The following is a 25,590-nucleotide window of genomic DNA, read 5'->3' on the forward strand; positions in this document are numbered from 1 at the left end:
CGTACTGCTCGCCTTCCCCGCCCGCGATTAATGCGGACGCGGAGCGTCGACGCCCAAGCGCGTGGCATCTTCTGCTGCTTGCGCGGTACCGGGAGCTTCGCCAGCGCGGCTCATCCTCTGCGAGATGACACGCGTAACACCATCACCGCGCATGGTGACACCGTAGAGGACATTTGCCACATCCATCGTTGGCTTCTGGTGCGTAATGACGATGAGCTGCGAATCCTTACGCAATTCTTCGAAGAGGGCGATGAGGCGGCGCAGGTTGACGTCGTCAAGCGCTGCCTCCACCTCATCCATGACATAGAACGGTGAGGGACGCGCGCGGAAAATGGCCACGAGCATCGCCAACGCGGTCAGAGACTTCTCACCACCCGAAAGCAAGGTGAGACGCTTGACCTTCTTGCCCGGCGGGCGCGCCTCGACTTCAATGCCGGTCGCCAACATGTCATCGGGCTCAGTAAGGACGAGGCGGCCCTCACCGCCCGGGAAAAGAGTCTGGAAGACTTTCGGGAATTCAGCTTCCACGTCGTGCCACGCGTCCGTGAACAGTTGCAGGATCTGCGCGTCGACATCTTCAATGACACCCGTTAAGTCCTTGCGGGCTTGGATGACGTCATCGAGCTGCGTCGACAGGAAGGTATAGCGCTCCTCCAGGGCCTTGTACTCCTCCAAGGCGAGGGGGTTGACCTTGCCTAACGAGTTAAGGTCCTTCTCTGCCTGCTTGAGACGCGCCGTCTCCGCCGCGCGGTCGAAGTCCTCGCCCGGAGTGTAATCCTTGAGCAAATCCGGAATCGCAATACCGAGCTGCTCTACGATTTTGGCCTCGGCTTCATCTACTCGGACCTGCGCCTGGCTGCGCGCGATTTCCGAGCTGTGGGCAGAATCAGTGAGCTTATCCAACTGTTGGCGGGTAGCGGATACTGCCTGCTTTGCGGTCTGGGCACGGCCCTGCAACACCCCCCGCTGGGTCACGAGCTCATCGCGCTCCTCTGCAGCGCGTTCTAGGGCGTGGGCTGCACGCGCGGCCAGGTCTTGGGCATGCTTATCCACGGCCCCAGCCAACTGCGCCTGCGCGTGGCGGCGAGCCATCGCCTGGTCATGACGGGCCTTGGCTTGGCGTTCATGTTGGGCTTGGCGGCGCAAGGCGTCCCCCCTACCCGCGGCTTGGGCTGCCTTATCCTCGGCACTTCGAGCGGCAAGCTGAGCTTCGACCTCCATGGCTTTGACTTGTTCTAAGGCTGTGGACGCCTCATCACGTTCCACGGAGGACGGTTCATCAGACTGTTCATCCGTATCAACGCGGGACAAGCGGTCGCGAGCTTCATCCAATTCTTCGCGCAGGCGCACGAGCTGAACCTCGATATCGGTAGCACGCGCTGCCGCTTTCTTATGCTCTGCCTTGTTGGCCTCGTACTGCTTCAGCAATCGTTGGTGGTCACGCTTCCAAGCCTCTACCTCTTGGTCGTGCTCGCGCAGGGCTGCTTTAGCGCTCGCGGCGGCAACGCGTGCATCATCGGCAGCAATCTTCGCGCCTTCAAGAGTTCCGGAAAGCTCCTCCAATTCCTGGGAAGCTTTGTCCAACTGCTTTTCAGCTTCCGCGATATGGGCGCTGACCTCTACGGTAGAGGTACTACCTGTGCCGGCCTCAACCCAGCCTTCGCCAACGAGCAGGCCCTTCGGTGTTACCGCACGGAGGCGCGGGTCATCGGCAACAACTGCACGTGCGGCAGAGAAATCCTTGACCAGGACGACATCTGACAGCAACCGCGTCAGCGCCGCTGACACTTCGGGGACCACCACCATGTGGTCCAACAGCCATTCCGCTCCGCTGGGCAGGTCTGCGTCGAGACGCCAGCCAGTAGCCGAGCTCGAAGCTCCAGAGCCTAGGTCGGCCGCGGAGACGTCGACAAGCGGCGTGCGGCTGGCTTCCGCCAAGTTAGCCACGATCTCTTCGCTCACAGCACCTGCTTGCGCTTCAGCGAAAGACCCGAGTGCAGCAGCGGCGGCAGTCTCGTAACGCGTGGAGATAAAATCTGCCAGCGGCGCGAAGCCCTCGCCCAAGTCGAGCGCCTCCGGCGCAGTCTGCCCTAAAGTTTCGATGCGCGCACGCAGGGAGTACACAGCTCTCTCGCGCTCACGTTGAGCATCGCGCAGCTGCTCCAAGCGTTTGTCGGCGGCGGCAGATTCACTAGCCGCGCGCACGTGCGCCTCTTCGAGTGGTTCGCGCTCAGAGGTAAGCGCACTCAGTTTGTCAGCGACCTCATCTGCTTCCGCCTGCGCGTCCCTCGTGCGAGCCTTGGTGCTCGACAAAGTCTCTTCTTGGCGGCCTAGCTCCGACTCCGCAGCGGCAACTTGGCCCGCAAGGTTTTCCTCGGCAGCGATGAGGCGAACTACGCCTTCGCGCCTATCGGCAATGGCACGCAACTGTGCCATGTGCTCTTTATCCGCAGCCTCGAAGGCCTCGCGGCGTTCCGCTACCTCTTCGCGGATCGATTCGAGGCGCTCCGCAGCCTCCTCGGCTGCGGCGAGAAGTTCGGCATGGGAGTCGTCGGCAAGCTGGGCCTTCGCTTCCAGGTCATCCGGATCCTGACCGGCATAGGCCACCTGCGCGCCCACGTTGCTGGCGCGCTCAGCTGCAATGCGCTGCGTGGCGGAAATGCGCTCCGAGAGAGTCGACAAATCAAACCACAGCTTTTGAGCTGCCTCCGCACGCGGGGACACCTCCCCCAGTTCTGCCTCGATCTCCAACTGATTTGCGGTGGCTTCCTCAAGCTGGGCCGTTACTTCTTCAACCTGCTCAGCAAGCACCTCGGCGCGGCGCTCGGCATCCTCGAAGGTCGCATGGACACGGACTACTCGGTCACCGGCCAAGCGCAAGCGCGCATCACGGAGATCTGCTTGCACCGAGGCAGCGCGTTTCGCAGCTTCGGCCTGACGTGCCAAGGGTTTGAGCTGCTTGCCTAATTCATCAGTAAGGTCCTGCAAGCGGTCAAGGTTGGCTTGCATGCCAGTGAGCTTGCGCTGTGCCTTTTCCTTGCGGCGGCGGTGCTTGAGCACACCCGCTGCTTCCTCAATGTAGGCGCGACGATCCTCTGGCCGCGATTCCAGGATTTCTGCCAGCTTTCCCTGGCCCACAATGATGTGCATCTCGCGGCCAATGCCGGAGTCTGAGAGCAGCTCCTGAATGTCCATGAGGCGCGCCTTGGCGCCGTTAATCTCGTATTCACTCGCACCATCGCGGAACATCCGCCGCGTGACGGAGACCTCCGAATACTCAATGGGAAGCGCGCCATCAGAGTTATCAATGGTGAGAGTAACCTCGGCGCGACCTAAAGCTTTGCGCTCGCCGGCACCGGCGAAGATGACGTCTTGCATCTTGCCGCCGCGCAGCGTTTTGGCGCTTCCTTCGCCCATAACCCACGCTAGGGCGTCGACGACGTTGGACTTGCCCGAGCCATTCGGGCCCACGACAGCACAAATGCCGGGCTCGAATTTCAGGTTCGTCGCAGACGCGAAGGACTTAAATCCTTTGAGCGTGAGCGATTTGAGGTGCATTCGAACTAGTTTAGCGTTCGATGAAGCCGGACTCGCCGCGTGGCTCGGCCCACTGCTCCACCACGGCCTCAACCACGCCAGGGCGACGGGTGGTGGACGGTTCTTCACGCAGCAATTCCAGCAAACGCTCGCACTTCTCACGCGGGCCTTCGGCGACAACCTGAACACGGCCGTCCTGCAGGTTGGTGGCGTGGCCAGCCAAGCCTAATTCCAAGGCACGGGAACGCGTCCACCAGCGGAATCCCACGCCCTGCACGGAGCCGAGAACGAACGCGGCCAGGCGCTGCTGCGTCATTTAAAACTCCCTCAAATTCGTGCGATCACCCAAATCGCGCTGGTGCTCAAGCTGGCGACGATCCTCTAGGCTGCGGCGGGTTACCGGATCCGAGCCATCCCAGCATTCCACGCCCTTCAGTTCCGGCAGCATATCACGGTGGAAGACTGGGTCCACGCCTTTCCGGCGCTGCTCGTTGTAGTTCTTGAGCAGCTTAATGGCCACGCCCGACAGCGGCACGATGGCGCACACATTGAGCAGCACCATGATGGCCGCGCCGGTATCGGCAAGATCGAAGATGGTACCCAGCGGCGCGACCGCACCATAGAAGACGAAGGCCAGCACGATCACGCGGAAGGCCCACAGAACCCACTTCTTCTCCGAGAGGTACTCCACGTTGGACTCGGCAAGGTAGTAATTGCCCAGGATGGAGGAGAACGCTAGGAAGAAGAGGATAAAGGTGACAAAGTGGATTCCCCACTCACCTACCGTTCCGGCAAGAGCATTCTGCGTCAGCGTAACGCCTTCAATGGCATCAGAACCGAAAGTCTCAAAGTCGGTTCCCAGCAAAATGATGAAAGCCGTAATGGAGCAGACCACGAGGGTGTCAAAGTACACACCGAGAGTCTGGACGAGGCCCTGCTTGACGGGGTGGGACACCGTAGCCGTTGCCGCGGCATTAGGAGCAGATCCTTCACCGGCCTCATTGGAGAACAATCCGCGCTGGATACCCTTGAGCATGGCCATGCCCAAGGTCGCGCCAGCAGCTTCACGGAATCCAAAGGCAGAACCGATGATAGACACAATCATGTCCGGCACCTTGTCAAAGTTCAATGCCACAACGATGAAGCCAACGAGCAGGTAGGCGGCTGCCATAAAGGGAACAATGAATTGCGTCATGGTGGCGATACGCTGCACGCCGCCAACGATGATGAGGCCTGCCACGAGGACGACGGCAATGCCAACGCCCGCTTTAAACGCTAGGGAATCCTGGCCGAAGGAAGCAGCTAGGGAATCAGAAATAGCGTTGGTCTGGAAGGCGTTGTAGAACCATCCGAAGGTAATCGCGATGGCTACGGAAAACACTGTCGCCAGCGGCGTCCACCCCAGTCCGCGGGACATGTAGTAGGCGGGGCCGCCACGGTAAGCATCGCCTTCGCGCACCTTCCACAGCTGGGCCAGTGTGGACTCCACGAATGCTGTCGCACCGCCCAAGATGGCGATGAGCCACATCCAGAACACTGCGCCCGGGCCGCCCACGGAAATGGCCACGGCGACACCCGCAACGTTGCCGGTTCCGACGCGCGACGCTGCGGAAATCGTGAAGGCTTTAAACGCCGAAATTCCGCCATAATCGGCATCTTCATCCACGCCGATGCCCTTGGGCTTTTCGACGACCGCCTTGAACATGTCTGGCACCATACGTACCTGCACCAAGGCGGTACGGATGCCGAAGAAGAGGCCAGCGGCGATGAGCAGCCACGGCAGAACATAGGCCCAGAGGCTGTTATTAATGGCACCGATCACAGTGCTAAAAACTTCTTGCATGGGCCATAATCTTAACGGCACCACCTACCAGAGACCTACTTATGCGCCCCTAGGCAGCACCCCTGCGCTGACACGCGGGGCAAAAATGCGTGCCACGTCCGCCCACCACGGCTTTCACTAGCTCAGTTCCGCAGCGATCACACGGCTGGCCACCGCGCCCATAAACATGCAAGGAACGGTCGAAGTAGCCAGATTCACCATTGACATTGACGTAGAGGGCATCGAAGCTGGTGCCGCCCACGTCGAGAGCAGCACGCATGACGTCGGTAGCTGCCTGCACAATAGCCACGGCGTCCTTCTGACGCAGCGCACTCGCCTTTTTCAATGGGGAGATACCTGCCGCCCACAGGGCCTCATCGGCATAGATGTTGCCCACGCCGCTCACGACAGTTTGATCCAAGAGAGCCACCTTGACGGCGGTTTTCTTTGCCCGGATGCGGCGCGCGGCCGCCATGATGTCGAAATCCGGCTCCAGCGGGTCAGGCGCAATGTGTGCCATCGTCAGCCACGGGGCCAGACGCCAGTACCCAAAGGTGCGCTGGTCGACGAAGCTGATGGGGGTGGCGTCGTCAAGCACAGCCCGAATGCGCACGTGCGGGGAGTTCACCGTGCCGATGCGCACTTGGCCGGACATCCCTAGGTGAATGAAGAGGACATCACGGGCCGGATCGCTCAGGTCTTCATCAGCGAATTCGAGCCACATGAATTTGCCACGGCGTGCAGCCGCGGCAACGGTCCGACCTTCCAGGAGCGCTGCGAGTGGCTCCTCCTGCCCGCGGTTCGCCCGCGGATGAAGCACCTCAACCGAGGTAAACGTGTGCCCAGCGATGTAGGGCTCAAGGCCGCGGCGAACAGATTCGACTTCTGGAAGCTCCGGCATCTAGCTCTCTTTAGCCGCTGTGCCTTGAACCAAAAGCGGGGTTTCGCGCAGCGCCTGGCAGGCTTCTTCCGCCGCCTTCTGCTCCGCAAGCTTCTTATTGTGGCCCTTACCTCGCCCCACGGTCAGACCAGCAACAGTGGCCACGGCGCTAAAGGTCTGGTCATGTTCCGGACCAGTAGAGGTCGCCGAATAAACCGGCATTGCTGCCTTCAGCTCCGCGCAGAGCTCCTGCAGCGTTGTCTTCCAGTCCATATGACGACCAGACACAACTGCATTCTCAATTTTGGCGGCAAAAAGGTTCAGAATAACCTGGCGTGCTACCTCGAATCCATGCTGGCGGTAAATCGCCCCCAGGATCGCTTCCGTGGTATCAGCGAGGATGGAGTCCTTATCGCGACCGCCGGTGGTCTGCTCGCCTTTACCCAACAGGATGTGCTTGCCCAGTTCAATCTCGCGGGCAACATCAGACAGACCGTAGCGCGAGACGATGGAGGCGCGCATCTTGGAGATATCTGATTCCGGACGCGACGGGTAGCGCTCATAAAGCTTCGCGGCAATCGACAAACCCAACACGGCATCCCCCAAGAACTCGAGGCGCTCGTTGTTGGGTAGGTGTCCGTTCTCATTAGCAAAGGATCGGTGCGTCAGTGCCAAACACAGATGCTCATCACTGATGTCTACTCCCAATGCGGTGAGCAACGGGGTGTGGTCTACCTCGGCATAGGCAGCGGCGAGGGCTTCTTCTCCTGTGAGCTTCTTTTTCTTACTCATAGGAACTTCTCCAAACCTGACCAGCGAGGATCTACACGTTCTTCTTCACCGGAGACACCCGTGGTAACGCCCTCCGGCGCATCAGCCTCGCAGCCGCCTTCGCAGGTCGGGGCAAATGGCAAAGTTAACCCGGCTTCATCAATAACACTCTGCAGCAGATCGAGGATGCCGTCCTTGACCTCTGGTACTTCATCACCAGAGCCTTGGTCCTGCTCATCAGCGTCATCTCCACTGATGAAGGTCTCATCCGCCGCAAAGACCTGGGACACGTGGAGATCTAGTTCTGGGTGGAGTTCCGCCAAACAGCGCGCGCATTCGCCGCTGAGGGTGCCAGTGACATCAGCATCTACCAAGACACCCGAGCCCAATGGGGTCAGGGTGGCGTCTACCGTTAGCTCATCGCCTTTCGGAATAGCGATCATTTCCACGCCGATACGCTCCGGGGCGGGGCCGGTCTGAACGCGGTGCTCGGGCAGCGCTTCAGGGCCTTGACTGCGCAGCAATTCCGTCACGTCGAACTTCAAAGGTGAATTCATAACGCCATCCAGCTTACCCTGTACCGCCTAATCCCCCACTCCGGAGCCAGCTGGCGATGTCTGCCAGCCATACCCGCAGACTGGCAACAGCCTGAACGCTGGGGTACAACCGCGTAAGGACTTGCGTGCAGCACTCGCTAAGTGGTGCTTTCGCCCCTACCGTGGAATGACATGAGCAATGCCACTACTCATTCAGCCGCCATCACAGACACGGCGCACGACCTCGCGGGGCTCTACCCACTGCAGTGCCTCGCCCCAGCCGTGGCGTTGGCCGCCGTAGGTGTGGTTGTCCGGCACGTGGTGACGCGGCATCGACCGAGCATCTTCGGCCGCGACGGACTTGTGCTGCGCCATGTAGCCCCCATCGCCGCGCTCGCCGGCATCATGGTGGGCTCCGTAGCTCTGCTGCCGCTGCACTTTAGCTCCACCGTGATTATTTCTTCGGCATTGTTTTCCCTGTTTGCCGCCTTCATTGTCTGGGCTGCACGGGAATCTATTTCCGCAGCATTCCTCACCGTCGGCATGATGATGCTCAGTGTTGGGGCCGTTGACCTCATGATCGCTCTGGCTGGCGCCCCGTGGGCTCCCGTCACCGATCCCCTGACGGGTGGGCTGGGCTTTGGCAGCATGTGGGTGCTCTATGCCCTACCTGGTTTTATTGCCGCTGGCCTCGCTGCGGCGTTAAGCACCATGCCTGCAGCCGAAGCCGACCGCATTCGCCGCGCCGAGGCTGCCCACGAAGCCTCCAAAGCCCACGATGCCTCCCGCCGCTCCTACCCCGCCGCTGCTTAAGGATGAGCTCCCAGTGACGGCCCTGACAAGGGCCTCAACTGGGAGCTTTACGCGTGGTGCGCTCTAGTAGTCGCGCGGTGCGCGGGGCGCGCGACGGGGACGGGACTCGCCGCGTTCCCAGCTTTCGCTACGCGCATCGCCACGCACCTCACGGCCCTCTGGGCGTCCCTCGGCGCGGGAGTCACCGCGCGACTCCCCACGGGAACGAACACCCGCGCCGCGGCGCAGTGCGGAGCGGTCATTGTTCACGGTGCGCAGCAGATCAGACAGCGTAGTTTCGAATTCGCCCAGCTTTGCATCCACAAACTCATCACACTCGGTGCGCAGGCGGTTGGACTCAGAATGTGCGGTTTCGACGATGCGGTGAGCCTCATCATCAGCGCGACGCACCACCTCAGACTCAGAAACGAGACGCTCCTGCTCTGCTTGGCCGGCGGCAACGGTGCGTTGGTATTCCTCATCTGCCTGGGCGCGGGTGCGCTCAGCATCGGCGCGGGCGTTATCCACTAAGTTGGTAGCTTCGTCTTCGGCTTGGGCCACCATGGTGGTGGCGCGATGTTGGGCGTCGGCAAGCATAGCGTCCGCATCCTCACGTGCACGGGTAACCGTGTCATCTGCCTGGGCGTTGGCATCAGAAATAATCTGGTCCGCGCGCTCCTCCGCGCCCTGCAGGATCTCATCCTGTTTATCCAAGACGTCCTGAGCGTCATCCATCTCAACGGGGAGGGCATTACGGAGATCATCGAGAAGCGCCAGCATTTCGTGGCGCGGGACCATGCAATTGGAGGTCATAGGAACGGCGTAGGCCTGTTCCAGATTGCGAACAAGTTCATCGAGGGACTCAAAAACGCGGTACATGGCACCAGCCTAACCAAGCCCGCGCACAGCGCGACGTATCCCACGCGGGTGTTGACAGCGAAAACCTCCCCGTCGCGCTCACTTTCACGAGCGTGAGGGGGAGGTTGCGATGTGGCAGTACGCCAAGCACAGAACCTTAGATAACGCCCTGCGCCAGCATGGCGTCCGCTACCTTCTTGAAGCCAGCAATGTTGGCGCCGGCCACGTAGTCACCGTCGAGGCCATATTCCTTTGACGTTTTATCGATGTTGCGGAAGATGCTCGACATGATGTCGTGCAGGCGCTGATCGGTGTACTCAAAGGTCCAAGAGTCACGGGAGGCGTTTTGCTGCATTTCCAGTGCGGAGGTAGCAACACCACCCGCGTTGGCTGCCTTGCCCGGCGCGAACGCAATCTTCTGATCCAAGAAGTAGTGGACCGCCTCCGGGGTACACGGCATGTTGGCACCCTCCGCCACGTAGCGCACCTTGTTGTCGACCAACAGCTTGGCATCATCACCATCGAGTTCGTTCTGGGTTGCACACGGCAAAGCGACATCCGCCTGGACCTCCCAGACGTTTCCACCGTCGTGGTACTCCACCCCGTTACCAGCCTCCTTTGCATAGGTGGAGATACGCTCACGACGCACTTCCTTGATGTCCTTAAGCAGCTCCAAGTCCACGCCCTGCGGGGTGGTGATGTAGCCGGAGGAGTCCGACATAGCCACAACCGTGCCACCCAGCTGCTGAACCTTTTCAGCAGCGTAGATGGCCACATTGCCCGAACCTGACACGATAACCTTGGCGCCTTCGAAGGACTCGCCGTGTGCCTTCATCATCTCTGCAGTGAGGTACACCAAGCCGTAGCCGGTAGCCTCGGTACGCACCAGCGATCCACCCCAGGTCAGGCCCTTACCGGTGAGAATGCCGGACTCGTGCTTGTTCTCAAGGCGGCGGTACTGGCCGAAGAGGTAACCAATTTCGCGGCCGCCTACGCCGATGTCACCGGCCGGGACATCGCGGTATTCCCCGATGTGGTTGTGCAGCTCAGTCATGAAGGACTGACAGAAGCGCATGACCTCAGCGTCAGACTTGCCCTTAGGGTCAAAGTCCGAGCCACCCTTGCCGCCGCCAATAGGAAGGCCAGTCAGGGAGTTCTTAAAGATCTGCTCGAAGCCGAGGAACTTAATGATGCCCAGGTTCACGCTCGGGTGGAAACGCAGACCGCCTTTGTACGGGCCCAATGCGGAGTTGAACTGCACACGAAAGCCGCGGTTGACCTGGATTTCGCCCTTGTCATCGACCCACGGGACGCGGAAGATGAGCTGGCGTTCAGGCTCGCAGAGACGCTCGACCAGACCGTAGTCCGCGTAGTGTGGATCCTTGTTAAGGACGATCTTGAGGGAATCAAGGACCTCAGCAAGCGCCTGATGGAACTCAGGTTCGCCCGCGTTCCGCTTCAGAAGCTTGCTGTAGTAATCGGAGATCTGCTGGTCGATGGACATGGCAATCCTTTCATGTGGCACTAAACCGAATGATCAGTGCTTCAACTTAATGAACAACAGTTAGTTTTCTATCATTCGACCTAAATTGCAAGCCGCATAATCCAAAAAGTCCTTCACTCGCAGCTCAAATACCCAAAATTTAATTGCCATACGGCTCCCCATATACTCGTTATCATGCGCATCCTTGTTGCCCCCGACTCATTCAAAGGCACCGCCACCGCTAGCGAAGCTGCTGCCGCAATAGCTCTCGGTGCTCGCCGCGCCTTGAGTAGTGCCGACCTTGCCGCCACGTCCACCGTGACGACGCTCCCCATGGCCGATGGCGGCGAAGGTACCGCCGAGGTTCTTGCCAGCGCGGCAGTCGCGCGTACCGGCACAGCAGGCCAGACCATTACACTGCCCACCACGGATGCGGTGGGCCGCCTCACCGAGGCCAGCTACTACCTCGTGGGTGAGGAGGCGTTTATCGACGTCGCCGCTGCGACCGGCCTGCCTGCTGTATCCGATGCCCTCGACCCGCTCCACGCAGATTCCTACGGCACCGGCGTTCTTATCGCTGATGCGGAGGCGCGCGGCGCGAAGCACATTGTCTTAGGCTTGGGTGGAAGCGCCAGTATCGACGGCGGCCTGGGAATTCTCACCGCATTAGGCGCGGCAGCCCACGATGCACGCGGCTATGCGCTCCCTAAAGGCGGCGCCCCTCTGGTCAACCTCAACACCATCGATACCGCGCAGCTCAACATGAAGGCCGCCATGCTGGACTACTCGTTGGTGACCGATACCCGCGCGGTCCCCATCCAAGCGGCCACAATGTATGGCCCACAAAAAGGCGCCGAAGGCGAACAGGTAGCACTACTAGCTGGCGCCATGCTGCAACTGTGCGCAGTCACTGACACCGACCCGCAGGCAGAATTCATGGGCGCGGCCGGCGGCATCCCGATTGCTTTGAGCTGGCTTTCGCGCACGTTGTGGGGCACAGATGAGCACTGCACGATCATCCCCGGCGGGCGCTACGTCGCTGAAGCGCTTGAGCTCCCCACACGTGCCGCAGAGGCCGATCTCCTCATCACCGGTGAAGGCCGCTTTGACGAGCAGTCCCTCACCGGAAAAGTGGTCGGTACATTAGCTGAACTCACAGCAGACGGAGCGGACTCCCCCACCCTCGGCATCGTTACCGGCTCCGCCACTGCTCCTGCCCCGGCCGGGGCACTGCTCCAGGAACTAGAAGGAGACGGAAGCAGTGCTACCAGAAACGAGGTGGCCGCCGCAATCAGCAACGCCGCCGAGCGCCTCGTCACAGAATTTATTGAGGCATCCGTTCCACACGCTAGGGATTAACCTGCACCGACCACGGGAAGATAGCCGGGCGCTCGTGTGCAACTTCATCCTCGAGTAGTACATGGTCCTTCGGTAGCACCGCATGAGGAGTAAGCAGGCGCGAAAGCACCATGGTGAGCTGGTTGATAGATCCCGTCACACCCTCAACCTCAATGTCGTAGCGGTGGACATTCGCACCTTCAAGGTCGCGGTCTTCGTGCTCATCTCGATACGTCTGGCGCAGTTGTTCCTCAAGGCCCTCCTGGATCGCCGGCTCCTCCACGCGAGTAACCTCGGCTGAGGTCAGCGAATTGGTATCAACCAGCTTTTGCGTGGCAGTACTGAAGATTTCGGCAACGCGCTCGGCTTGTGCATCCGGCACCAGAACATCAAATTGAATCATTGGCATGTAGGCAATCCTACCCTAACTTTAAGGATGGTAACTATGGCAGATCCCACACTTGCGAATCTTCTGAACAGTGACGCCGTCGACCTCTCCTGGCAGCGTGCTTTCTACGAGGATCTGCACTCCCACCCCGAACTTTCCCACGAGGAGGAACGCACTGCAGGACGCATCCTGGAACAGCTTGAAAAGTATGAATGTGAGGTTGTCACCGGCATCGGCGGCCATGGAATCGTTGCTATCTTCCGCAATGGGGACGGCCCCACAGCGCTCATGCGCGCGGACTTCGACGCGCTACCGGTAGCCGAGGAGACCGGCGTTGACTTCGCCGCCACCAACGGCAAGATGCATGCCTGTGGCCACGACGTACACACCACCGCGCTTTTGGGAGCCTGTGCGCTTATCGACGTCCACCGCGACGCCTGGCAAGGCACCTTCCTTGCTCTCTTCCAACCAGCGGAGGAATCCTCCATGGGCGCAAAATACATGATTGCCGATGGCCTCACCGAACGTGTGCCAAAGCCCGATGTCTGCTTGGGTCAACACGTCATGCCCGGGCCGGCAGGCCAGGTTCAATCCACATCTGGTCCCATCCTCGCCGGCTGTGATTCCCTGCGCATCCACATCACGGGCCGCTCCGCTCACGCCTCCATGCCACACGAATCCATCGACCCTTCTTACGTTGCCGCAATGGTGGTCACGCGCCTCCAGGCCATTGTTGGCCGCGAGGTTCCTCCCCACGACTTCTTTGTCATCTCCGTCGGCGAGCTACATGCAGGAGAGAAGAACAACATCATCCCCGGCAGCGCCGAGTTGGTACTCAATACCCGCTATTACAAGCCGGAGTTAGCCGAACGCGTCTACGCCTCCCTGGAGCGCATGGTGCGCGCGGAGTGCGTAGCTTCTGGTTGCCCGGCCGAGCCAACCTTTGAGTATTACGCGCACGGCGAAGTCACCGATAACGACCCCGATGCCCACGACGCCGTGCGTGCCTCGTTCGACGACGTCTTTGGAGAGCTTTCTGTCACCGCCACACCATCCACAGTGTCAGAGGACTTTTGCTACCTTCCGCAAGCATGGGGCGTGCCCTACTACTTCTGGTTCATCGGCTCCACCCCAGATGAGCTCATCGATAACCCTCCGGTCAACCATCAGTCCACCTTCCTGCCGGACTACACCCCCACCATGGACTCCGCGACGCGTGCCGCCGCTGCTGCGGTTCTGTCTTTCCTCAAGCGCTAGAGCTGAACGCACTCACTCCACACAGCGAAGCTCTAGCCAGCTGGCTCACTGCGTGATAAGGCGGAACTGGTTAAGCTTGAGGTCGGTATTTTCCACACATTTTGAGTGCAACGTCTAAGGAATGTTATGAGCCAGCCCCAGCACGCCGATTTTCAGACCGCAGTTCCCGGGCACGTCCGCGCCGCCTCCGGCGTGACGCCGCCCACCGCCTCCAACCGCAAGTTCTGGTCCGGCCTGTCCTCCGCAGTCATGGAACAGATTGCCGATAACTGGGAAGCAACCCGCAGCACTTATGCCGCTGCCCGTCAGCAGCACTACTTCTCCGCAGAGTTCTTGCAGGGCCGCGCACTGCTCAACAACCTCACCAATGTCGGTCTCGTGGATGAAGCCCGCGCCGCTGCCAAGGCTGCCGGCCACGAGTTATCGGATGTCCTCGAGGCCGAGCATGATGCCGCTCTGGGTAACGGTGGTTTGGGCCGCCTCGCTGCGTGCTTCCTCGACTCCGCTGTAACCCAGGATTACCCGGTCACCGGCTATGGCCTCCTGTACCGCTATGGCTTGTTCCGCCAGTCCTTCGAGGACGGCTTCCAGCGCGAGAAGCCGGATTCCTGGATGGAGAATGGCTACGACTTCATCATTCGCCGCGCCTCCGAGCAGCGCCGCATCCACTTCGATGACATGGACGTACGCGCCATCCCGTATGACATGCCCATTACCGGCTACGGCACCGATAACGTCGGCACCCTGCGCTTGTGGAAGTCCGAACCCATCGATGAGTTCGACTATGATGCCTTCAACTCCCAGCGCTTTACTGAGGCCATCGTTGAACGCGAGCGCGTCATGGACATCTGCCGTGTGCTCTACCCCAATGACACCACCTACGAAGGCAAGGTCCTGCGTGTTCGCCAGCAGTACTTCTTCGTCTCTGCGTCCCTGCAGCAGATGATTGATAACTACATTGAGCACCACGGTGACGATCTCACTGGCTTTGCCAAGTACAACTGCATTCAGCTCAATGACACCCACCCGGTGCTCGCTATTCCCGAATTGCTGCGCCTGCTTCTCGACGAGCATGGGATGGGCTGGGATGAAGCGTGGAAGGTTGTCACTGAGACCTTCGCGTATACCAACCACACCGTCTTGGCAGAGGCCCTGGAAAGCTGGGAAGTCTCCATCTTCCAGAAGCTGTTCTGGCGCATCTGGGAGCTTGTGGAGGAAATTGACCGTCGTTTCCGTGAGGACATGGGCCAACGCGGGCTGGATCAGGGCCGCATCGACTACATGGCGCCCGTGTCCAACGGCCAGGTCCACATGGCATGGATTGCCTGCTACGCTGCCTACTCCATCAATGGTGTGGCGGCCTTGCACACCGAGATCATCAAGGCAGATACGCTGTCCGAGTGGCACGAGCTGTGGCCGGAGAAGTTCAACAACAAGACTAACGGTGTGACACCGCGCCGCTGGCTTCGCATGTGCAACCCACGCTTGTCGAGCCTGCTCACTGAGCAGGCAGGTTCCGATGCCTGGGTTACCGATCTGACGCAGCTGGCCAAGCTCGCACCGTTGGCGGAGGATGAAAAGGTTCTGCGTCAGCTCATCAACGTCAAGCGCGCCAATAAGCAGGACTTCGCCACCTGGATTGCGGATCACCAAGGTTCCACCGTGGACCCCGATTCCATTTTTGATGTCCAGATCAAGCGCCTTCACGAGTACAAGCGTCAGCTCATGAATGCTCTGTACATCCTTGACCTTTACTTCCGTATCAAGGTCGATGGTGAAACCGTTCCGAAGCGCACCTTCATCTTCGGCGCGAAGGCAGCTCCGGGCTATGTCCGCGCTAAGGCCATCATCAAGCTCATCAACACTATCGGTGATCTGGTGAACAACGACCCAGCTACCAAGGACGTGCTCAACGTTGTCTTCGTAGAGAACTACAACGTCTCCCCCGCCGAACACATTATCCCCGCCGCAGATGTCTCCGAGCAGATTTCCGTCGCTGGTAAGGAGGCATCGGGTACCTCCAACATGAAGTTCATGATGAACGGTGCTCTGACGCTGGGCACCATGGATGGCGCCAACGTCGAGATTGTTGAGGCAGTGGGCGAAGAAAATGCCTACATCTTCGGTGCTCGCAACGAAGAGATCCCGCAGCTGCGCGCCGAGTACAACCCCGGTGAGCTCTACAACTCTGTTCCGGGTCTGGCCCGCGTTTTGGATGCCTTTACCGATGGAACTTTGGGATCGGAGAATAATGGCATGTTCGGTGACCTGCGCTCCTCGCTTCTGGATGGTTATGGCGAGCACGCTCAGGACACCTACTACGTCCTGGGTGACTTCGCCGACTACCGCGAGACCCGCGACCGCATGGCCGCTGACTATGACGCCGATGAGATGGAGTGGGCCAAGAAGGCCTGGCTGAATATCTGCTACTCCGGTCGCTTCTCCTCCGACCGCACCATCGCGGACTACGCCAACGAGGTATGGAAGCTGGCCCCAACCCCTATCGCCAGCATCTAGTCTGCCACCACGCGTTGAGTGTGAAGAATAAGTAACACCGCCGCTGTCCCTCGAGGAGGGATGGCGGCGGTGTTCTGGCGTTTCTGCCTCTATGCGGGAGAGCGTGATTACTTCTCGCGCAAGGTTTCACCCAGCTGGTGAACCTGGATCATGTTGGTGTTGCCAGAGATTCCCGGAGGGGTACCGGCGATGACAATGATCATGTCACCTTCCTTGTACTTGTCCATTCCAAGAAGGGCCTCATCGATGCTAGCCATCATGTCATCGGTGGACTTGACCTCAGAGCTCAAGAAAGTCTCTGCACCCCAGGTCAGAGCCAACTGCGAGCGAATTGCCGGGTGCGGAGTAAACGCCAGCAACGGCAATGGGGAGTGCAAACGAGCCACGCGCTTCGCAGTGTCACCAGACGTGGTGAATGCGACGATGGCCTTGGCGTTGAGGCGCTCTGCGATATCACGCGCGGAGTAGGACACCACGCCACGCTTGGTGCGCGGCACGTGGCTCAGCGGCGGAACCTGGCCGCCAGACTCAGCGTTAGCCACAATCTTGGACATCGTGCGCACAACGTTTTGCGGGTCGATACCGACGGACGTCTCACCCGAGAGCATGACCGCATCAGCACCGTCAAGCACGGCATTGGCCACGTCGGAGGCCTCCGCACGAGTTGGGCGCAGGTTGGAAATCATGGAATCCAGCATCTGAGTAGCCACGATGACCGGCTTGGCGTTCTCACGCGCAATCTGGATGGCGCGCTTCTGGAACAGCGGAACCTGCTCGAGCGGAACCTCCACACCCAGGTCACCACGGGCAATCATGATGGCGTCGAAAGCCAGCACGATGGACTCGAGGGCGTCGACAGCCTCCGGCTTCTCCAGCTTGGCAATAACCGGAACGCGACGGCCTTCCTCGTCCATGATTTCGTGGACCTTGTCCACATCCGCTGGGGAACGGACGAAAGACAGGGCAATCATGTCAACGCCCAGATTCAGTGCGAAGCGAAGGTCAGCGATGTCCTTCTCCGACAGAGCCGGCACGGAGATATCCATGCCCGGCAAGGAAACGCCCTTGTTGTTGGAGACTGGGCCGCCTTCGGTGACCTCACAAACAACGTCGTTGCCTTCTACTTCCTTGCACACGACGGCAACCTTGCCATCGTCGATCAGCAGACGGTCTCCCGGCTTAGCGTCCTTGGCCAGGCCCTTGTAGGTGGTGGAGACACGGTCGTGGGTACCTTCGACGTCATCGACGGTGATTCGGACGATTTCCCCTTCCTTCCACATCTCCTCACCGTTGACAAAGCGACCCAGACGGATCTTCGGACCCTGAAGGTCGGCGAGAACACCGACGGCGTGGCCGGTCTCATCGGTAGCTTCGCGGACCCAGGCGTAATTTGCTTCGTGGTCTGCGTGCTCGCCGTGGGACATGTTCAGACGCGCGACGTCCATGCCCGCTTCCACCAAGCCCAGGATTCCCTCCTTGCTTGCCACTGCGGGACCCAACGTACAAACGATTTTGGTTCTTCTATCCAACATGGAGTGCCTTATTCGCATCGGGGATGTCTAACGGTTCCTAAAGTACCCCCGTTTTCTAGTCTCTGCCACCATAAATGATGTTCACATCTCCGTCCGAGTCGTGCCGTTATACCTTTCAATTCCCTGCTTTCCACCACAAAACGCAGCATGAAATGGGCGCGAGCGGGCACGATCGGACATTTCTGGCGGGCCCCATAAGGCTCCTAGCGCGACGCCATCACTGCCCAAAAATGTACTGTGATTCCGGCTACTGCGCCATCCCTCCGGCAGAGGAAGAATCCGAATGAGGGTACGGGTGAACCTGTGAACCTGCGCGCCCACCATCGCCGGCGCTATGGTCTGCCCCACTTTTGGCACGATGTGGATCAACCTCTTCGGGAGTCTCCTGGCCGCGTGGTAGGCGGATAAACACAATGAGGGCAATGATGAAGCACACGACGGACACAATGACGTTGACGCGGAAGCCAAAGATGTGTGTGGCCTCATCCGCGCGCATGTTCTCGACCACGAAACGGCCCGCGGTGTAGCCCGCCACGTACAGAGCAAAGACGCGCCCGTGTCCCAATTTCCAGGCCTTGTGTGCCCACAAAAGGAAAATGCAAATAACCACGTTCCACACAAGCTCGTAGAGGAAGGTCGGGTGTACCGAGGTCATGACCTCACCTGTAGAGCGTCCGCTTATCGGCGCATAGTCACCATTCTCATTGACGCGGTAGTAGATATCGAGTGCCCAAGGCACAGTGGTTTCCCGGCCATAGAGCTCTTGGTTAAACCAGTTTCCGAGGCGCCCAATAGCCTGGGCCAGGATGAGGCCGGGTGCGACGGCGTCAGCAAACGGCCCCAGTGGAATACCTTTGATTTTGAACATGACCCACACAGCCACCGCGCCAAGCGCCACCGCGCCCCAAATGCCGAGGCCGCCGTTGGTGATCTTCAGCGCATCAATAGGGTCACACGTGGAACAGAAGTATTTATCGTTATCCGTAATCACGTGGTAAAGGCGCCCACCGATAATGCCGGCGGGAATGACCACGATGGCCGCGTCCCACACCACGTCAGGGTTTCCGCCGCGCGCAGTGTAGCGGCGCAACGTCATCCACATAGCAACGAGGATGCCCAGAATGATGCACATGGCGTAGGCACGAATCGGAATCGGGCCCAGGTGCCATACGCCCTGCGGCGGGGAAGGGATATTCGCGAGGTAGTAAATCTGCACGGGAGATAGTGTGCCTGAAAAATGCGGGTACTACAACGCTTCCGCTACGGACCTAGAACTTGCGGGACGGGCAAGCCGGGTGTTGTCCAGCCGCCACCAGCGAACGGGCTAGAGCCATGGGGTCCTGAGCCGCCATGATTGACTCGCCCACAAGGATGGCATCCGCGCCGTGTGAGGCATAGGACAGCACGTTACGGGGGCTGTTGACTCCACCGACTGCGATGCGGGTCATGGATTCGGGAAGACCGGGCGAAATAGTAGAAAAGGCCTCCCGATTAATAGCATCGGAGGCCAAAGACCACGCATTGATCGCCACAACAGAGCCGCCCGCCTTGATGACTCGATCTACTTCGGCACACGTGCGCACCTCAAGAATGGCAGTCATTCCCAATGATTCCACGCGATCCAGCAGTGACTCGAGGCGGGCTTGATCCAGCAGCTCTACTTGCAGCGGAATAGCATCCGCACCATAGCAACGTGCCTCATGAATCTGATACGGATCAACGATGATGTCGCGGCACACCATTGGTATGTCCACAGCGTCGCGGGCAACCCGCATGTCCTCTAGCGAGCCATGAAAGCGACGGCGATCCGTCTGGCAGGCCATAACATGAACGCCAGCTTGCTCAAGGTCGTGAGCCAAAGCCGCCACTGACTGCGGACTATCTAAGTGTGCAATCTCGCCGGCATACGGCACGGCGCGCTTGATTTCGGTGATGATGGAACAACCCGGACGAAGCAGAGCCGTCGCAGCATCGCGCGGGGTATCCATGTCGCGGGAACGCGCTTTTACTTCTTTGAAGGGAACACGGGCCTCACGCGCGGCGACATCGGCAAGCACACCTGCGACAAGATGATCAACTGCAATTGGGGTAGGCATCAGCACCTCCCTCCGTGAAGAGACTCAAGGACAAACCGGGGCGTTTGAGATCACAATCAGGCTAGCGCGCGGACACCTCTAACCGGAAATCCGGGGTACCCAAGGCACTAGGTGCGCGGCGGGGTATCCGTAGGATCAATGTCGGCGTCGAGCGCATCCCACATCACGCGACCGGAGTCCTGTGACGTCTCCAAATCCTCGTGCAGGCGCTCCTGGCGCACGGCCGGGGTTTCGTATTTAGCGGTTCGTGGTTTGTCCACGCCCGGGTTACTGGCCACCATGACCGCGCCAAACAGTGCGAACGCAGCGCCCACAATCGCGAGGATCGGCCCAGCAGAAGACGCATCGGCGGCGAGCACTACTGCCCAGTCGGAAATAGTCGTTGAATCTACCGAGGCGTCATTCGTTCCGCCATGCAGCAGCTCCTGGGCGCGCTCGACTTCGGGACCTGCCGTCAGCAATGAAACAGGACGCCACGCGGCACCTGCTGCCGCCAGTGCAGTGAGGATCGCCACGATTCGTCGTGCGGTCCGGCGCAAGGCTAGCGCAGCCACGCTGCCAGCCAGAACCACGACCGTCAGGGCGATAAGTTCGAGTGACCACAGTGAACCTGACAAGTCAATCATGCTCGCCCCAGCTTTATCGTCCTCAACTGCGGCCGTTACCCACGTCATACGAGAGGACAGCCACAACACAATCGCGCCCACAAACATGAGGATGGGCCCCATTCGTTTAGCCATTCGTGGACTCCTTCACGCTGTCGGATGTGCTGCCGTTCGTGCAATCACTCGTGCTGTCGAACTTCGTGGATTCAGCGAAAAGGTCGTGGGCGTCGAAGCACGTACGGTCTCCCGTATGGCAGGCGCCGCCTGCTTGGCGCACGGTGAGCAAGATAGTGTCGCCATCGCAATCGAGACAGGCACCAATGACCTCTTGGGTATGGCCTGAAGTCAGGCCCTTGACCCAGTACTCCTGGCGAGAACGTGAGTAATAGGTCCCCCGGCGCGTTGCCAACGTGTAGGCCAAAGCATGGTCATCCATCCACGCCATCATAAGGACTTCGCCACGCTCTGACTGCACAATGGCCGGCACCAGCCCAGCCTCATTGCGCTTCAGCTGCTGAGCTATCTCTGCGGCGAGTTCATAGTCTTCGATTCTTTCTTCGCCGCTGCTACTTGTGGAGCTGCCATTGGAATCCTGTGTTGTACTCACTGTCGCACCTCATAACCGGCATCTGCGAGTTCCTGCTTGACCGCAGAAATCTCGACTTCACCAAAGTGGAAAATACTGGCGGCCAAGACGGCATTAGCTCCGGCAGCAACAGCTGGAGGAAAATGCTCAGCCTTACCCGCACCGCCAGAGGCAATGACGGGAACAGAAACCGCCGCGCGGACGGCCTCGAGAAGTTCAATGTCGAAACCCTCCTTGGTGCCGTCACCATCCATCGAGTTGAGCAGGATTTCACCCACACCGAGTTCTTCACCGCGGCGTGCCCACTCCACGGCATCCAAACCCGCGGGTTTAGTACCGCCGTGAGTTGTGACCTCAAAACCACTCGGATAGTCCGGGGCACGGCGGGCATCGACGGAGAGCACGATGCACTGTGAGCCGAAGACATCAGCGAGCTCCCGCAACAACTCGGGACGGGCAATCGCCGAGGAATTCACGGAAACCTTATCCGCGCCCGCCCGCAGTAGTTCGCGCACATCCTCTACAGAGCGCACGCCACCGCCCACGGTCAAAGGGATAAAGACCTGGTCCGCAGTGCGGCGCACGACATCGAGCATGGTGCCACGACCGTCCTTGGATGCGGAGACGTCCAAGAAGGTGAGTTCATCCGCGCCCAGCTGGTCATAGCGGGCGGCCAGCTCAACTGGGTCACCGGCATCACGCAGGTTGGCAAAGTTGACGCCTTTGACCACGCGGCCATTGTCAACGTCAAGGCACGGGATCACGCGCACGGCAAGCGCCATGGTGAAAGTCCTCCTAGGGAGATGAGATAGTAATGGGCAATCTGGTTTAAGGTCTTAAGGCTTAGGATCTAAAAGCCCTAAGGCACTGTGCGAAGTATCAGCGCTGGCCCCGCGGGTTGCGAGCAATGGCGTCCAGAATGGTGGCATGGACTTGCGGGGTACCGCCGACGAAGCCCTTCGAGGTAGCGGTCCACTCGTTTCCATCGGGATCACTGACACGTCCGCCGGCAGCCTTAATCATGAGCGCACCGGCAGCGTTATCCCACGGGTGCGGGGAAAAATTCACGGCACCATCGAACACGCCCTGTGCCACGAAGGCATTGTCCAGACCGACTGATCCGGTCATGCGTGGCCGCAAACCTGTTTCGCGGAGGTCATTGAACAAATCGATGGGAAGGTGCGAGGAGCAGCCGACGTGACCACGCGCCTCATCGAAGCCTTGGGCGCCTTCTCCCCCACCGAACCCGGTGGACGGTCCTCCACTTGTCCGCAACGGCATGCCCTCAGCAGCGACAACACGGCGCTCCAGCAGCGGAAAATCCGCCACGGCAACTACTGGCTTTGCCTCATGCAGTAGCGACACCAGAACTCCGCAGCAGGGATTACCAGCGGAATAGTTAGCGGTGCCATCCACTGGGTCCACAACCCACACAGTGTCCTCCAAGGCACCGCCAGACTCCTCCCCGTAGACAGGAATGCCGGTGAGTTGGCTAAGAGTGACACGCAAGTGTTCCTCAATGCGCAGGTCAATTTCGGTGGCGAAATCGCTTTCACCTTTGAAGCGGGCTGGCTCAGCACCAAGGCCAGCGCGGAAAAGGTCAGTGACCTGATCCACCGAAGCCTCAGCAAAAGCAACGAGCTCGCGAGGATCCGAGGAAGAAAGTCCTCTCATCGGGGCCATGTACTTTAGTCCTCCTCGATAGGGTCGATGTACTCCTCTGCCGGAAGTGGAGTGACCTCAGCGACGGCTGCGAGTGCGTCACTAAGCGTAAAACGTTCCTCATACAGGGCCTTACCGATGATGGCGGAATCGATGCCCTCGTTCTCATACAGGGCCAACTCACGCAGATCATCCAAGGTGGAGATTCCACCCGACGCGGTCACTGCCGCATCGGTGGCTGCTGCCACTTCACGCAACAATTCAATGTTCGGGCCCTGCAGCGTGCCGTCCTTGGACACATCAGTAACCACGAAACGTGTGCAGCCAGCAGCATCGAGGCGCTCGAGTACCTCCCAGATATCTCCGCCGTCGGAGACCCAGCCATGTCCGCGCGTACGCCATTCACCATCAACCAGCCGTACCGCCAAGTCCACGGCAATGCGGTCGCCGTGCTCCGCAAGTACCTTGGCAATCCAATCCGGTTGTTCCAGCGCTGCAGTACCGATATTGACACGACGTGCGCCGGTAGCCAAGGCACGGGCGAGGGATTCATCATCCCGAATACCACCGGTGAGCTCCACTTCAAGGTCCACGCTCGAGGTGATTTCCGCGAGCAATTCATGGTTGGAACCACGGCCAAAAGCAGCGTCAAGGTCCACAGCATGCAACCACTGTGCGCCTTGGGCCTGCCACTTGAGGGCGGCCTCACGCGGGGAGCCATAGGACTTTTCGGTTCCGGCTTCCCCTTGGTCCAAGCGCACAGCCTGACCATCAACAACGTCAACCGCGGGCAACAGTGTAAAGCTCATGGTGCGTAGTCTACCTTTCAGGCGAGTGCTTTAAAGTGTTCCAACCCAGTTCTTTAGCAGCTGCGAGCCGACGTCTCCGGACTTCTCTGGGTGGAACTGCGTAGCCCACAGCACACCATTGTCCACGGCAGCCACAAAGCGGTCGCCGCCATACTCCGTCCAGGCAACTTTGGGTGGCTCGGTGATCTCGGTCTCCAGCTCCCAGCTGCGAGCAGCGTAGGAGTGGACGAAGTAGAAGCGATCCTCGGAATCGATGTTCTCAAACATGCGGCTGCCCTGGGGCATCTCGACGGTATTCCACCCCATGTGAGGAAGCACGTCTGCATGCAGCTTGCCGACGTCCCCCGGCCACTCACCGCAGCCTTCCGTATAGACGCCGTGCTCAGTGCCGGATTCAAAAAGCACCTGCATGCCCACGCAGATTCCCAGAACTGGGCGGCCACCAGCAAGACGCTGCCCAATAATGCGCGGCCCTTGGGCTGCGCGCAAACCCTCCATGCATGCAGCGAAGGCACCGACGCCGGGGACCAGTAGGCCGTCAGCCTCGACGGCAAGTGCGGGGTCCGCAGTCACAGTAACGTAAGCGCCTACGCGCTCAAGTGCGCGAACAGCGGAGCGCAGGTTACCCGCACCATAATCCAAGATGGCAACGTTACGAGAGCTCATCGTGGTTCCTTTCCAGGCCTCCTCGGCCGCCTAATCATGCGAAGTCGAGTTTGAATGTCGTTGATTTCGCTCACGCGGGTCTTGCCCAAAGCACTGTCCGCCAACGTCATGAGCAGCCCCACCGCAATGATGGCAGAGCCCACGGCGAAGGCACCGTCATAGCCGGACATCGCTACGACCGCTCCAAGAGCGGTAGAGCCGAGACCGGTGCCGCCGTCGTAAAAGATGTTCCACACCGCAGAGCCCTCGGACAGGCGCTCACGTGGCAAGCGATCAAACATAGCCAGCAATGCCTCGTTTTGGACGATGCCGAATCCAGCTCCGTACACCATCGTTCCGAAGACCAGCAACCAAATGGACCATTCCTGCCACAGCACTGCGGCAATCAGGCCGACACCGAAGACAGAACAGATCTGCGCCGGAATCATGAGCGTGCCAGGCTTGCCCGCACGGTCAGCGACCACTCCAGCCACGTAGCGGAAGACCATCGCTGCGCCACCAATCACGGACAGCATGAAACCACCGAGCACGGCGCCGCGTTCCGGATCGAGTTCACGTACGGCCGGGGAGATAAAGTTCGACGCCACACCGTAGCTCACAGAGAAACTCGTCAACGCTAAGGCTGGGACGAGGACGAGCTTCCACATGGGAGCGCGCGGAGTCGTATCCGAGGGATCTGGGCTTCCCACAGGTGCAGCCTTAATCTTCGGCACCAAAATACACGTGCAGAAGCCCAGCATGCCCAAACCAGCCGCCAACAGATAAACAAGGTTGTAGTTATATGCGGCAGCGACCGCGAGGCCCACCGGCAAGAAGGCCATTTGAGCTGCGCCGATAAAAAGACCGAAGATACCCGTTGCCTTACCCAGCAGGCGCCGCGGCGTAATCTCTGCGATGAGAGCATTCTCCGCCACGGTCAGAGCACCAAAACCTACGCCACGCAGGGCAGAAAAGCCGAGGGCGATGAGGGCGGCGTCACCAAGCATATGGCCCAGCGCAGGAACACCCAGCAACAGCGCCGAGGAGGCCATAATGGGCCGGTATCCAAAGACGCGCAGCAGCATCGGCGTGATCATCTGCGTCAGCACGGTCGCCAACATGAAGACACCGGTGGTCGCACCAGCCAAGGTCGCTGAACCACCAGCATCGAGAACCGCCAACGGCACAACCGGCAGCAAGACCGACCACGCACCGAACGCGGAGACCACCGCGATCATGGTCTCTTTAAAACCGGCGACCTTCCACACACTCGTCGGGGTCGCTTCAGTCACTTCGCCGCCACCCCTGCCGAAAAGATGTCCAGCAGCCACGCCAGCGCAGCGGCCACGGTGATGGCCGCCAGCACACCGGCCACGACGGTCAACAGCTTCGAGTCATTCTGGTACGCCGACCATGCGCCGCCGAGCAGCACACCAGCAACGAGGAAAAGAATAAGAACGATGATGTTCATAGTGT

General features: G+C 59.8%; 23 protein-coding genes and 1 pseudogene. 4 read left to right on the forward strand and 20 right to left on the reverse strand.

Going from position 1 to position 25,590, the window contains the following annotated elements:
* Positions 1–27: 27 nt before the first annotated feature.
* Genes smc through QP922_RS04195 form a run of 6 tightly spaced genes read right to left on the reverse strand, consistent with a single transcriptional unit; the run spans position 28 to position 7,567 of the window.
* Positions 28–3,558: a chromosome segregation protein SMC gene (gene smc / locus QP922_RS04170; RefSeq protein WP_284808047.1), complete on the reverse strand. Its 3,531-nt coding sequence runs from the start codon at positions 3,556–3,558 to the stop codon at positions 28–30.
* Between the two features lie 10 nt (positions 3,559–3,568).
* The gene (locus QP922_RS04175; protein ID WP_284808048.1) at positions 3,569–3,853 is read right to left on the reverse strand and encodes an acylphosphatase; all 285 of its coding nucleotides are present in this window, start codon (positions 3,851–3,853) and stop codon (positions 3,569–3,571) included.
* The gene (locus QP922_RS04180; protein ID WP_284808049.1) at positions 3,854–5,380 is read right to left on the reverse strand and encodes an alanine/glycine:cation symporter family protein; all 1,527 of its coding nucleotides are present in this window, start codon (positions 5,378–5,380) and stop codon (positions 3,854–3,856) included. It lies immediately after the preceding gene.
* A 49-nt stretch (positions 5,381–5,429) separates the two neighbouring features.
* Positions 5,430–6,260 carry a bifunctional DNA-formamidopyrimidine glycosylase/DNA-(apurinic or apyrimidinic site) lyase gene (mutM, locus tag QP922_RS04185; RefSeq protein ID WP_284808050.1) on the reverse strand — a complete coding sequence of 277 codons (831 nt, stop codon included), beginning with the start codon at positions 6,258–6,260 and terminating at the stop codon, positions 5,430–5,432.
* On the reverse strand, positions 6,261–7,031 hold the full coding sequence (gene rnc, locus QP922_RS04190) for a ribonuclease III (RefSeq protein WP_070669867.1): 771 nt from the start codon (positions 7,029–7,031) through the stop codon (positions 6,261–6,263).
* A complete protein-coding gene (locus QP922_RS04195) occupies positions 7,028–7,567 on the reverse strand; it encodes a YceD family protein (protein ID WP_070669868.1) in 540 nt (179 codons plus the stop codon). The genes rnc and QP922_RS04195 overlap by 4 nt, the downstream gene beginning before the upstream one ends.
* 171 nt (positions 7,568–7,738) lie before the next feature.
* Between QP922_RS04195 and QP922_RS04200 the strand changes: the two genes are divergently transcribed.
* Positions 7,739–8,359 carry a hypothetical protein gene (locus QP922_RS04200; RefSeq protein WP_284808051.1) on the forward strand — a complete coding sequence of 207 codons (621 nt, stop codon included), beginning with the start codon at positions 7,739–7,741 and terminating at the stop codon, positions 8,357–8,359.
* Between the two features lie 63 nt (positions 8,360–8,422).
* Here the strand turns inward: QP922_RS04200 and QP922_RS04205 are convergent, their stop codons facing one another.
* The gene (locus QP922_RS04205; protein WP_284808052.1) at positions 8,423–9,217 is read right to left on the reverse strand and encodes a DivIVA domain-containing protein; all 795 of its coding nucleotides are present in this window, start codon (positions 9,215–9,217) and stop codon (positions 8,423–8,425) included.
* 136 nt (positions 9,218–9,353) lie between these two features.
* Positions 9,354–10,700 carry an NADP-specific glutamate dehydrogenase gene (gene gdhA, locus QP922_RS04210; RefSeq protein WP_070669871.1) on the reverse strand — a complete coding sequence of 449 codons (1,347 nt, stop codon included), beginning with the start codon at positions 10,698–10,700 and terminating at the stop codon, positions 9,354–9,356.
* A 174-nt stretch (positions 10,701–10,874) separates the two neighbouring features.
* Between gdhA and QP922_RS04215 the strand changes: the two genes are divergently transcribed.
* Positions 10,875–12,038, forward strand: coding sequence for a glycerate kinase (locus QP922_RS04215; RefSeq protein WP_284808053.1), 1,164 nt, complete (start codon positions 10,875–10,877; stop codon positions 12,036–12,038).
* On the opposite strand, the gene QP922_RS04220 is transcribed toward QP922_RS04215, so the two are convergent.
* Positions 12,028–12,426: a hypothetical protein gene (locus QP922_RS04220; RefSeq protein ID WP_284808054.1), complete on the reverse strand. Its 399-nt coding sequence runs from the start codon at positions 12,424–12,426 to the stop codon at positions 12,028–12,030. The genes QP922_RS04215 and QP922_RS04220 overlap by 11 nt on opposite strands.
* Before the next feature lie 36 nt (positions 12,427–12,462).
* On the opposite strand from QP922_RS04220, the gene QP922_RS04225 reads away from it, so the two are divergent.
* Complete coding sequence (locus tag QP922_RS04225; RefSeq protein WP_284808055.1) at positions 12,463–13,662, forward strand: amidohydrolase; 1,200 nt, start codon at positions 12,463–12,465, stop codon at positions 13,660–13,662.
* A gap of 126 nt (positions 13,663–13,788) precedes the next feature.
* Positions 13,789–16,179, forward strand: coding sequence for a glycogen/starch/alpha-glucan phosphorylase (locus QP922_RS04230; protein ID WP_284808056.1), 2,391 nt, complete (start codon positions 13,789–13,791; stop codon positions 16,177–16,179).
* 107 nt (positions 16,180–16,286) lie between these two features.
* On the opposite strand, the gene pyk is transcribed toward QP922_RS04230, so the two are convergent.
* The 11 genes and pseudogenes from pyk to QP922_RS04285 form a co-directional block, all read right to left on the reverse strand.
* Positions 16,287–17,708: a pyruvate kinase gene (pyk, locus tag QP922_RS04235; RefSeq protein ID WP_284808169.1), complete on the reverse strand. Its 1,422-nt coding sequence runs from the start codon at positions 17,706–17,708 to the stop codon at positions 16,287–16,289.
* 250 nt (positions 17,709–17,958) lie between these two features.
* Positions 17,959–18,927: a prolipoprotein diacylglyceryl transferase gene (gene lgt / locus QP922_RS04240; RefSeq protein WP_284808057.1), complete on the reverse strand. Its 969-nt coding sequence runs from the start codon at positions 18,925–18,927 to the stop codon at positions 17,959–17,961.
* A gap of 52 nt (positions 18,928–18,979) precedes the next feature.
* Positions 18,980–19,807, reverse strand: coding sequence for an indole-3-glycerol phosphate synthase TrpC (locus QP922_RS04245; protein ID WP_070669876.1), 828 nt, complete (start codon positions 19,805–19,807; stop codon positions 18,980–18,982).
* A gap of 107 nt (positions 19,808–19,914) precedes the next feature.
* Positions 19,915–20,547 carry a TIGR02234 family membrane protein gene (locus QP922_RS04250; RefSeq protein WP_284808058.1) on the reverse strand — a complete coding sequence of 211 codons (633 nt, stop codon included), beginning with the start codon at positions 20,545–20,547 and terminating at the stop codon, positions 19,915–19,917.
* A gap of 88 nt (positions 20,548–20,635) precedes the next feature.
* Positions 20,636–20,962: pseudogene (gene hisI, locus QP922_RS04255) on the reverse strand (phosphoribosyl-AMP cyclohydrolase); the annotation flags it as partial.
* 53 nt (positions 20,963–21,015) lie between these two features.
* The gene (gene hisF, locus QP922_RS04260) at positions 21,016–21,780 is read right to left on the reverse strand and encodes an imidazole glycerol phosphate synthase subunit HisF (RefSeq protein WP_284808059.1); all 765 of its coding nucleotides are present in this window, start codon (positions 21,778–21,780) and stop codon (positions 21,016–21,018) included.
* A gap of 97 nt (positions 21,781–21,877) precedes the next feature.
* Positions 21,878–22,681: an inositol monophosphatase family protein gene (locus tag QP922_RS04265; protein ID WP_284808060.1), complete on the reverse strand. Its 804-nt coding sequence runs from the start codon at positions 22,679–22,681 to the stop codon at positions 21,878–21,880.
* A gap of 5 nt (positions 22,682–22,686) precedes the next feature.
* Positions 22,687–23,469 carry a bifunctional 1-(5-phosphoribosyl)-5-((5-phosphoribosylamino)methylideneamino)imidazole-4-carboxamide isomerase/phosphoribosylanthranilate isomerase PriA gene (gene priA, locus QP922_RS04270; protein ID WP_284808061.1) on the reverse strand — a complete coding sequence of 261 codons (783 nt, stop codon included), beginning with the start codon at positions 23,467–23,469 and terminating at the stop codon, positions 22,687–22,689.
* A 30-nt stretch (positions 23,470–23,499) separates the two neighbouring features.
* The gene (gene hisH / locus QP922_RS04275; RefSeq protein ID WP_284808062.1) at positions 23,500–24,135 is read right to left on the reverse strand and encodes an imidazole glycerol phosphate synthase subunit HisH; all 636 of its coding nucleotides are present in this window, start codon (positions 24,133–24,135) and stop codon (positions 23,500–23,502) included.
* On the reverse strand, positions 24,132–25,406 hold the full coding sequence (locus tag QP922_RS04280) for an MFS transporter (RefSeq protein ID WP_448314588.1): 1,275 nt from the start codon (positions 25,404–25,406) through the stop codon (positions 24,132–24,134). The genes hisH and QP922_RS04280 overlap by 4 nt, the downstream gene beginning before the upstream one ends.
* The gene (locus tag QP922_RS04285; protein WP_070669882.1) at positions 25,403–25,585 is read right to left on the reverse strand and encodes a CG2302 family histidine operon protein; all 183 of its coding nucleotides are present in this window, start codon (positions 25,583–25,585) and stop codon (positions 25,403–25,405) included. The genes QP922_RS04280 and QP922_RS04285 overlap by 4 nt, the downstream gene beginning before the upstream one ends.
* Positions 25,586–25,590 lie beyond the last annotated feature (5 nt).

Source organism: Corynebacterium sp. MSK218 (genome assembly GCF_030232655.1).
GTDB lineage: Bacteria > Actinomycetota > Actinomycetes > Mycobacteriales > Mycobacteriaceae > Corynebacterium.